This is a genomic window from Dyella sp. (genome assembly GCF_035277725.1).
Taxonomy (GTDB): domain Bacteria; phylum Pseudomonadota; class Gammaproteobacteria; order Xanthomonadales; family Rhodanobacteraceae; genus Dyella_B.
Genome location: NZ_DATEJY010000094.1, coordinates 1 through 7,674, shown reverse-complemented (window position 1 = coordinate 7,674; position 7,674 = coordinate 1). Strand labels below are relative to the sequence as shown.

The following is a 7,674-nucleotide window of genomic DNA, read 5'->3' as shown; positions in this document are numbered from 1 at the left end:
GGTTCGCTCCGCTGCGCTTCGCCGGCGTAGCCGCCCTTGACGGCTTCCGCTATACGCCATCCCTGCTCCAGCACACTCTGTGAGAACCAGAGCCGGGACTCGCGTGCCTATTGACCTCAACGGCGAAATGGCAACCTACGGAGTTCGTAGGCTGGGATGGAATCCCAGCTTTCGTGAGCTTTTCGATGCTGGGATTTCATCCCAGCCTACGTGGCGCGTGAATGCAGCGGATTAGATCAGCTTGATCTCACGCAAGCGTTGCATGAGGTATGCATGCGAATTGATCGACGTGTCGTAGCGGCTAGGGTTATCGGGCGTTACGCACTGCGGCAGCGGATCCAGCACCACATCCGGATTGGGATGCAGGAAGTACGGTACGGAATAGCGAGGTTTGCGCGCATTCGCATTTTGCGGGTTCACCACGCGATGCGTCGTGGAGGGATACACGTGATTGGTCAAACGCTGCAGCATGTCGCCAATGTTCACCACGATGGCGTCGCCTTCGGTGGTAATGGGCAGCCACTCGCCTTCGCGGGTGAGCACTTCCAGGCCTTCGGCGCTGGCGCCGACCAGGAGGGTGATGAAGTTGATGTCTTCGTGGGCGCCCGCGCGCACGTTGGGAATGTTTGCTTCGGTAATCGGCGGATAATGGATCGGGCGCAGGATGGAATTGCCCAGGTCGATCTTGTCCTCGAAGTAGTGTTCCGGCAGATCGATATGCAAGGCCAGCGCGCGCAGCACGCGGCTGCCGAGCAGGTCCAATGCCTGGAACAACTCATAGCCGTATTCGCGAAAACCCGGCACTTCGGCCGGCCACAGGTTGGGCGGCATGAGATCGGCGAAACGCGAATGGCGGTCGATTTCCCGGCCGATGTGCCAGAACTCTTTCAGGTCGGGATAACGGCTGTCCTTCGCCGTTTCGATCTTGAACGGCGTGTAGCCGCGCGCACCGCCGGAACCGGGCACGTGGTACTTCATCTTGGTTTCGGCGGGCAGCGCAAAGAAGCGTTGAAAGGCGTCGTAGGCGCCATCGATCAGTTGCGGCGCAATGCCGTGGCCACTGATGCAGCAGAAGCCGAATTCGCGATAGGCGGCGCCGAGTTCGGCGACGAAGGCGGCGCGGTCGGTGTCGTAGCGGCGGATGTCGAGGGTGGGAACGTTTTTGGCAGGTGTACGGGCAGATGTGTCCATGCAGGTTGTCCAGGTAGGCGTACGGTCTATTTGTGTCCGCCACCGCAGGGGCGGTGCACGTCGGGCCTTAGAAACCTGTCTGCATCACGCCAGACAGGCTCCACTCCATGGCGACCTGGCATCTGTTCGTAGCGCTGCCGGAATGGCTTGCGCTACTGGTTCACGAGCGTTCGGTGGCGGATTTTACGACGTCTGCAAGACGTTCCGCCATCTGCCGTACTTCGGCTTCGTCGGCGGCTTCCACCGTCACACGCACCAGCGGCTCGGTGCCGGAGGCGCGCAATACCACACGGCCGCGGCCAAGCAGGGCCTGCTCGGTATCGGCCAGCGCCTGGCGCACGGCATCGGTGTTGAGCGCTTCGCGTGCGCCGGCGGCGCGCACGTTGATCATCACCTGCGGCATTTTTTTCAGGCCTGCACGCGCGGTGCTGAAATCCTGGCCGGACAGCTTGAGCGCTTCGAGTACGGCCAGCGCCGCGACGATGCCGTCACCGGTGGTGGCGCGGTCCAGGCACAACAGGTGGCCGGACGTTTCGCCACCCAGGATGCCGCCATGCTCCTTGAGCTTCTGCAACACGAAGCGGTCGCCGACGTTGGCGCGGATCAGGTCCACGCTCAAACCTGCGAGTGCCTTTTGCAGGCCGTAGTTGCTCATCAGCGTGCCAACTACCGGGCCTTTGAGCAGGCCACGCGATTGCCAGCTATGCGCCAGCACGTAGAGCATGTCATCGCCATCGCCAATCACACCGTGGCGATCCACCACCTGCACGCGATCGCCATCGCCATCGAACGCAAAGCCGATATCGGCGCCCTGTTCCATGACTGCGCGCTGCAGCGCTTCGGGATGCATGGAGCCGACACCGTCGTTGATGTTGAAACCATCCGGCTTGTCGCCAATGGCGTACACCTGTGCACCAAGCTCGCTGAACACTTTCGGCGCAACTTGATAGGTAGCGCCGTGCGCGCAGTCGAGCACGACCTTCATGCCTGCCAGGCTGAAATCCTCCGGCACGGTGGCTTTGCAAAATTCCGCGTAGCGCGTGATGGCGTCGGTCACGCGAACCACTTTGCCCAGATGTTGGGAATCCACCGTGGTGAACGGTGCTTCGGTTTCCAGTTCGATGGCCGTCTCGATGTCGTCGGAGAGTTTTTCGCCATCGGAGGAGAAGAACTTGATGCCGTTGTCGTAATGCGGATTGTGCGAAGCGCTGATCACGATGCCGGCATCGGCGCGCAGGCTGCGGGTGAGATAAGCCACGGCCGGCGTGGGCATGGGACCGAACAGGCGAACATCTGCGCCCGCCGCCGTGAGTCCCGCTTCCAGGGCGGATTCGAACATGTAGCCGGAAGCGCGGGTGTCCTTGCCGATCAACACTAGCGGGCGGCGGGAGGATTTCTTTTCCCGCCCCAGCACCACGCCAAGCCCCCGCCCCAGCCGCAGCATAAAATCCGCGCTGATGGGCCACTCGCCTACGCGGCCGCGGATGCCGTCGGTACCGAAATATCTGCGTTGGTTCATAGAGATCTGTCTTGGGGAGATGAAGTCAGGAAATAGGGACAAGGGTGTCGCCAAGGCGTGAATGCTACACCGGGTGGTTGGTTGTGCCCGGATTTCATCCCAGCCGGCATACCGGCGTAGGTTGGGGTGCGAACCCCAACATCGTGATGTACGCGGGCATGGTCCGGTTGGGGTTCGCACCCCAACCTACGTTAATCGTCGTCGGGCCAGCTGGGCATTTTGGGCTTGTCGTGGCGTTCGGGTGTGTCGCCGGCTTGCACGGCATGCCACACCTTCAAGGCGTCCACGGTGGGCGCCACGTCGTGCACACGCACCATGCGTGCGCCGCGCTGCACGGCAATCAATGCTGCTGCAACGGAGCCGGCCGCACGATCGGCGGGTTGCTGGCGCCCGGTGAGCGTACCGATCATCGACTTGCGCGAGAGGCCAGCGTAAACACCACTGCCAAGATCGGCGAAGCGCTGCAGTTTACGCAGCAGCGCAAGGTTGTGCTCCACCGTTTTGCCAAAGCCGAAACCGGGGTCGACCATCACCTTGCGTCGATCGATGCCCGCCATTTCGCAGGCGAACAGGCGATCGGTGAGAAATCGATGCACTTCGCCAACCACGTCGTCGTAATGCGGTTCGTCCTGCATGCTGCGCGGCTCGCCTTGCATGTGCATCAGGCAGATCGGCACGCGCAGTTCGGCGGCAGCATCCAAGGCGCCTTCACGACGCAGGGCATAAACATCGTTGATCATGCCGGCACCGGCTGCCACCGCGGCGCGCATCACCTCGGGCTTGGAGGTATCGATGGCAATCGGCAGCGACGTACGCGCCACCAGTTGCTCGATCACGGGAAGCACCCGCTGCAATTCGTCTTCCACGGAAACGTCCGCCGCGCCGGGACGGGTGGATTCGCCGCCGACGTCAAGCATGTCGGCGCCCTCTTCCGCCAGCAGCACGCCATGTTCCACTGCGGCTTCCACGCTGGAAAACTGACCGCCATCAGAGAACGAATCCGGCGTCACGTTGATGATGCCCACCACGCGCGTGCGATCCAGCGTCAACGGACGGCCGTTGCAATCGAGCACCGTGGCGAACATGTCCGTGCTCATGCGTTCTGCTCCGCGCCGCCGAGTTCGCCCATGAATTGACGGTAGTAGCGCAACTCATCGATGGAATCGCGAATATCCGAAAGCGCGGTGTGCGCCGATTCCTTGGAGAAGCCGCGGCCGATCGTCGGGGCCCAGCGCCTCGCCAGCTCTTTCAAGGTGGACACGTCGAGATTGCGGTAATGGAAGAAGCGTTCGAGCTGCGGCATTTCCCGATGCAGGAAGCGACGATCCTGGCAAATGGAATTGCCGCACATCGGCGACTTGCCCGGCAGCACCCAGGGCTTGAGAAATTCCAGCGTGGCGCGCTCGGCTTCGGCATGCGTGGTGGCGGATGACAGCACCTGGTCCCACAGGCCGGATCGCCGGTGTTGGTTGCGGTTCCAGGTATCCATCGCTTCCAGCCGCTCCATCTCGTGATGGATCGCGAAGACAGGGCCTTCCGCCAGAATCAGCAGGTCCTTGTCGGTGACGATGGTGGCGATCTCGAGGATCGAATCGTTGTCGGTATCCAGACCGGTCATTTCCAGATCGATCCAGATAAGGTTGTCTTCGTTCGCTTGGCTCATGCACCCTCCTGTCGGCAGAGTTTAGCCGGGGGCGGATATGACGCCAAATGCTTGTGGCTGGCGGTTGGTCGTGGGGATTCCCGTAGAATCCGCGCATGCATACGCTCTTTTGGCATGACTACGAAACCTTCGGCACGGACACGCGCCGGGACCGGCCCATCCAGTTTGCCGGCATCCGCACCAACCTGGCGCTGGAAATCATCGACGAACCGGTGATGTTCTTCGGCAAGCCACCGCGGGATATGCCACCCAGCCCGGAGTCCTGCCTGATCACCGGCATCACGCCGCAGCAGGCCGAACGCGATGGTTTGATCGAGGCCGAGTTCGCCGCGCGTGTGCATGAGCAGCTCTCCGCACCGGGCACCTGCGGCGTGGGTTACAACTCACTGCGCTTCGATGACGAATTCACGCGCCAGCTGCTGTATCGCAATTTTTTCGAGCCCTATGCGCGCGAATGGGAGAACGGCAATTCGCGCTGGGATCTGATCGACCTGGTACGCATGTGCGCGGCGCTGCGGCCGGAAGGCATCGTGTGGCCCACGCATGACGACGGCACGCCGAGTTTCAAGCTGGAGCATCTGGCGGCTGCCAATCATCTGCGGCAGGAACGCGCGCACGATGCGCTATCCGACGTGTATGCGCTGATCGACCTGGCGCGCCTCATCCGCGTACGCCAGCCGCGGCTGTGGGATTGGCATTTCGGCTTGCGGCGCAAGCAGCGTGTGTTCGAACTGCTGGATCTCACCGCCATGACACCGCTGGTGCATGTGTCCTCGCGCTATCCAGCCAGCCGTGGCTGCCTGGCGATCATCATCCCCTTGGCGGTGCATCCGGCACGGCCGGGTGAAATCATCGTGTACGACCTTGCGCAGGATCCGTGCGATCTATTGGCGCTGGAGGTGGAGGACATCATCGATCGCATCTTTACGGCGCGCGCCGATCTGCCGGAAGGTGTGGAGCGCATTCCGTTGCGTACCGTGCATGCGAATCGCTCGCCGGCACTGGCGCCGCTGTCGGTGCTTAAGGGTGTGGATCTTGCGCGGCTGCAATTGGACGTCGATCGCTGTCTGGGCTACGCGGATCAATTGCGTGCGGCGACGAATCTGGCCGATAAGCTGCGGCATATTTTTCAGCGCGCGGCCGAATTGCCGCCGCCGGAAGACCCGGAACTGGCGTTGTATGGCGGCTTTTTGCCCGATGGCGATAAACGCTTGTTGCGCGAGGTGCGCGCGACGCCGCCGGAGCAATTGGGATCGCGCACGTTTGATTTTCGCGATGCGCGTTATCTGGAGTTGCTGTTTCGCTATCGTGCGCGCAATTGGCCGGAAAGTTTGTCGGCTGAGGAACGCGAGCGCTGGGAGGCGTTTCGTACTCAGCGGTTGACGCGGCCGACGCCGCTTACCACACAAACGCTGTCTGAGTATTTCGCCAAGCTGGCGTTGCTACGCCATGATCCGCTGGGGCTCGACAAGGGCGCGGTGCTGGATCAGTTGCAAGTGTGGGGAGAGCAGCTTGCGGCTGAGGCCGGAGTTGCTGTGGCCTGATTCTTTCGGCGTCAATTCAAGCATCCGATTCGTCGCCCCGGCGAAGGCCGGGACCCAGTGACTTTATCGATCTTCAAGTCACTAAGTCGGGGCCTTCGCCGGGACCACGGGTGTGGCGTGAGCGATAAGCTGAAACGCGACAGCCATACATACATCGCCACATGTGCCACCATTGTTGGGGTTCGCACCCCAACCTACGAGAATTCCATCGTCATGCCACGCGCCTACTTCTCGCCCGCCACGTTCCGCTTCCTCAAAAACCTGGCCCGCAACAACAATCGCGAATGGTTTCAGAAACACAAGGCCGACTACGAACACGACGTGCGCGATCCGTTCCTGGAGCTGATCGGCGACATGCAGGCGCCGCTGGCGAAGATCAGTGCGCACTTCCGCGCCGACCCGCGCAAGATGGGTGGTTCGTTGTTCCGCATCTATCGCGATACGCGCTTCTCGAACGACAAGGAACCGTACAAGCCGTGGGCCAGTGCGCGCTTTTTCCACGAGCGGCGGCATGAGATTCCGGCGCCTTCGTTCTACGTGCATATCCAGCCGGGTGACTGCTTTGTCGGTGGCGGCATGTGGCGTCCGGAGTCGGATGCGTTGAAGCGGCTTCGCGCGTTTCTTGCCGATAATCCGGCTGCGTGGAAACGCGCGGTGCAGAGCAAGGCGTTCCGTGATCACTTTAGTTTCTGGGGTGAATCGTTGACACGGCCGCCGCGCGGGTTCGATCCGGAGCATGAGCTGATGGAGGATCTCAAGCGCAAGGACTTTGCGGCAGGTGAGCAGCTCGACGAAGCGCTGGCGTGTTCGGCGGAGTTGTTGCCGTTTATGGTGGCCAGCTACAAGCGGTTGGCGCCGATGATTGATTATTTGTGCGCAGCGCAGGAACTCGAATTCTAGTAGGTTGGGGTGCGAACCCCAACATCGTCATCCGGACAGGCGTGGCGATGTTGGGGTTCGCACCCCAACCTACCACCGCTCATGCCTCGGGGCGCATGTAGGGAAACAACAACACATCGCGAATCGACGACGAGTTGGTCAGCAGCATCACCAGTCGATCGATCCCCACGCCAAGGCCGCCCGTTGGCGGCAAGCCCACTTCCAACGCGCGGATGTAATCGGCATCGAAGTGCATGGCTTCGTCATCGCCGGATTCCTTCGCATCCACCTGCGCCTGGAAGCGCGCGGCCTGATCTTCCGGATCGTTCAATTCGGAGAAGCCGTTGGCGAGTTCCTTGCCGTTGATGAACAGTTCGAAGCGATCGGTGATGCCCTTGTCGACGTCGTTCTCGCGCGCGAGCGGCGAGACTTCCACCGGGTGATCGATGATGAAGGTGGGTTGCACCAGGGTGTGCTCGACCGTCTTCTCGAAGATTTCCAGCAGCAGCTTGCCCCAGCCGTAACCGGGCTTCACCTGCACGCCCAGACGCTTGGCGTGCGCGGCCATGGCGTCGCGGTTGCGCAGTTCGTCGCGCTTGATCTCGGGGTTGAGTTCCAACACGGCATCTTCCATGCGCCAGCGGCGGAACGCGGGGCCGACGTCGATCTCGGCGCCTTCCCAGGTGAGCCGGGTGGTGCCCAGCACGTTCTTCGCCGTCTCGCGGATCATTGCCTCAGTGAGGTCCATGATCTCGTGATAAGTGGCGTAAGCCTGGTACAGCTCCAGCATGGTGAATTCGGGGTTGTGCCGCGTGGACACGCCCTCGTTGCGGAAGTTGCGGTTGATCTCGTAGACGCGGTCGAAACCGCCCACCACC

The 7,674-nt window shown here is 61.8% G+C and carries 7 protein-coding genes; 2 read left to right on the top strand and 5 right to left on the bottom strand.

Annotated features, from left to right (window positions below):
- Positions 1-231: 231 nt before the first annotated feature.
- The 4 genes from VJR68_RS08740 to orn form a co-directional block, all read right to left on the bottom strand.
- The gene (locus VJR68_RS08740) at positions 232-1,191 is read right to left on the bottom strand and encodes an isopenicillin N synthase family dioxygenase (RefSeq protein ID WP_324147289.1); all 960 of its coding nucleotides are present in this window, start codon (positions 1,189-1,191) and stop codon (positions 232-234) included.
- Positions 1,192-1,351: 160 nt separating this feature from the next.
- Positions 1,352-2,710 carry a phosphoglucosamine mutase gene (glmM, locus tag VJR68_RS08735; RefSeq protein ID WP_324147288.1) on the bottom strand — a complete coding sequence of 453 codons (1,359 nt, stop codon included), beginning with the start codon at positions 2,708-2,710 and terminating at the stop codon, positions 1,352-1,354.
- 191 nt (positions 2,711-2,901) lie between these two features.
- Positions 2,902-3,807, bottom strand: coding sequence for a dihydropteroate synthase (folP, locus tag VJR68_RS08730; RefSeq protein WP_324147287.1), 906 nt, complete (start codon positions 3,805-3,807; stop codon positions 2,902-2,904).
- Positions 3,804-4,373, bottom strand: coding sequence for an oligoribonuclease (gene orn, locus VJR68_RS08725; RefSeq protein WP_324147286.1), 570 nt, complete (start codon positions 4,371-4,373; stop codon positions 3,804-3,806). Before orn ends, folP begins: the two co-directional genes overlap by 4 nt.
- 95 nt (positions 4,374-4,468) lie before the next feature.
- Between orn and sbcB the strand changes: the two genes are divergently transcribed.
- Together sbcB and VJR68_RS08715 are read left to right on the top strand one after the other, a co-directional pair.
- Positions 4,469-5,917, top strand: coding sequence for an exodeoxyribonuclease I (sbcB, locus tag VJR68_RS08720; protein WP_324147285.1), 1,449 nt, complete (start codon positions 4,469-4,471; stop codon positions 5,915-5,917).
- A 213-nt stretch (positions 5,918-6,130) separates the two neighbouring features.
- Positions 6,131-6,817: a DUF2461 domain-containing protein gene (locus VJR68_RS08715; RefSeq protein WP_324147284.1), complete on the top strand. Its 687-nt coding sequence runs from the start codon at positions 6,131-6,133 to the stop codon at positions 6,815-6,817.
- 79 nt (positions 6,818-6,896) lie between these two features.
- Here the strand turns inward: VJR68_RS08715 and VJR68_RS08710 are convergent.
- Positions 6,897-7,674: amino acid--tRNA ligase-related protein (locus tag VJR68_RS08710; protein WP_324147283.1), on the bottom strand; the 778-nt coding region annotated here is incomplete at its 5' end.

What these genes read in the sequence shown, in the direction of transcription:
- VJR68_RS08740 (WP_324147289.1), bottom strand. Translation starts at nt 1,191, where the DNA reads ATGGACACATCTGCCCGTACACCTGCCAAAAACGTTCCCACCCTCGAC.
- glmM (WP_324147288.1), bottom strand. Translation starts at nt 2,710, where the DNA reads ATGAACCAACGCAGATATTTCGGTACCGACGGCATCCGCGGCCGCGTA.
- folP (WP_324147287.1), bottom strand. Translation starts at nt 3,807, where the DNA reads ATGAGCACGGACATGTTCGCCACGGTGCTCGATTGCAACGGCCGTCCG.
- orn (WP_324147286.1), bottom strand. Translation starts at nt 4,373, where the DNA reads ATGAGCCAAGCGAACGAAGACAACCTTATCTGGATCGATCTGGAAATG.
- sbcB (WP_324147285.1), top strand. Translation starts at nt 4,469, where the DNA reads ATGCATACGCTCTTTTGGCATGACTACGAAACCTTCGGCACGGACACG.
- VJR68_RS08715 (WP_324147284.1), top strand. Translation starts at nt 6,131, where the DNA reads ATGCCACGCGCCTACTTCTCGCCCGCCACGTTCCGCTTCCTCAAAAAC.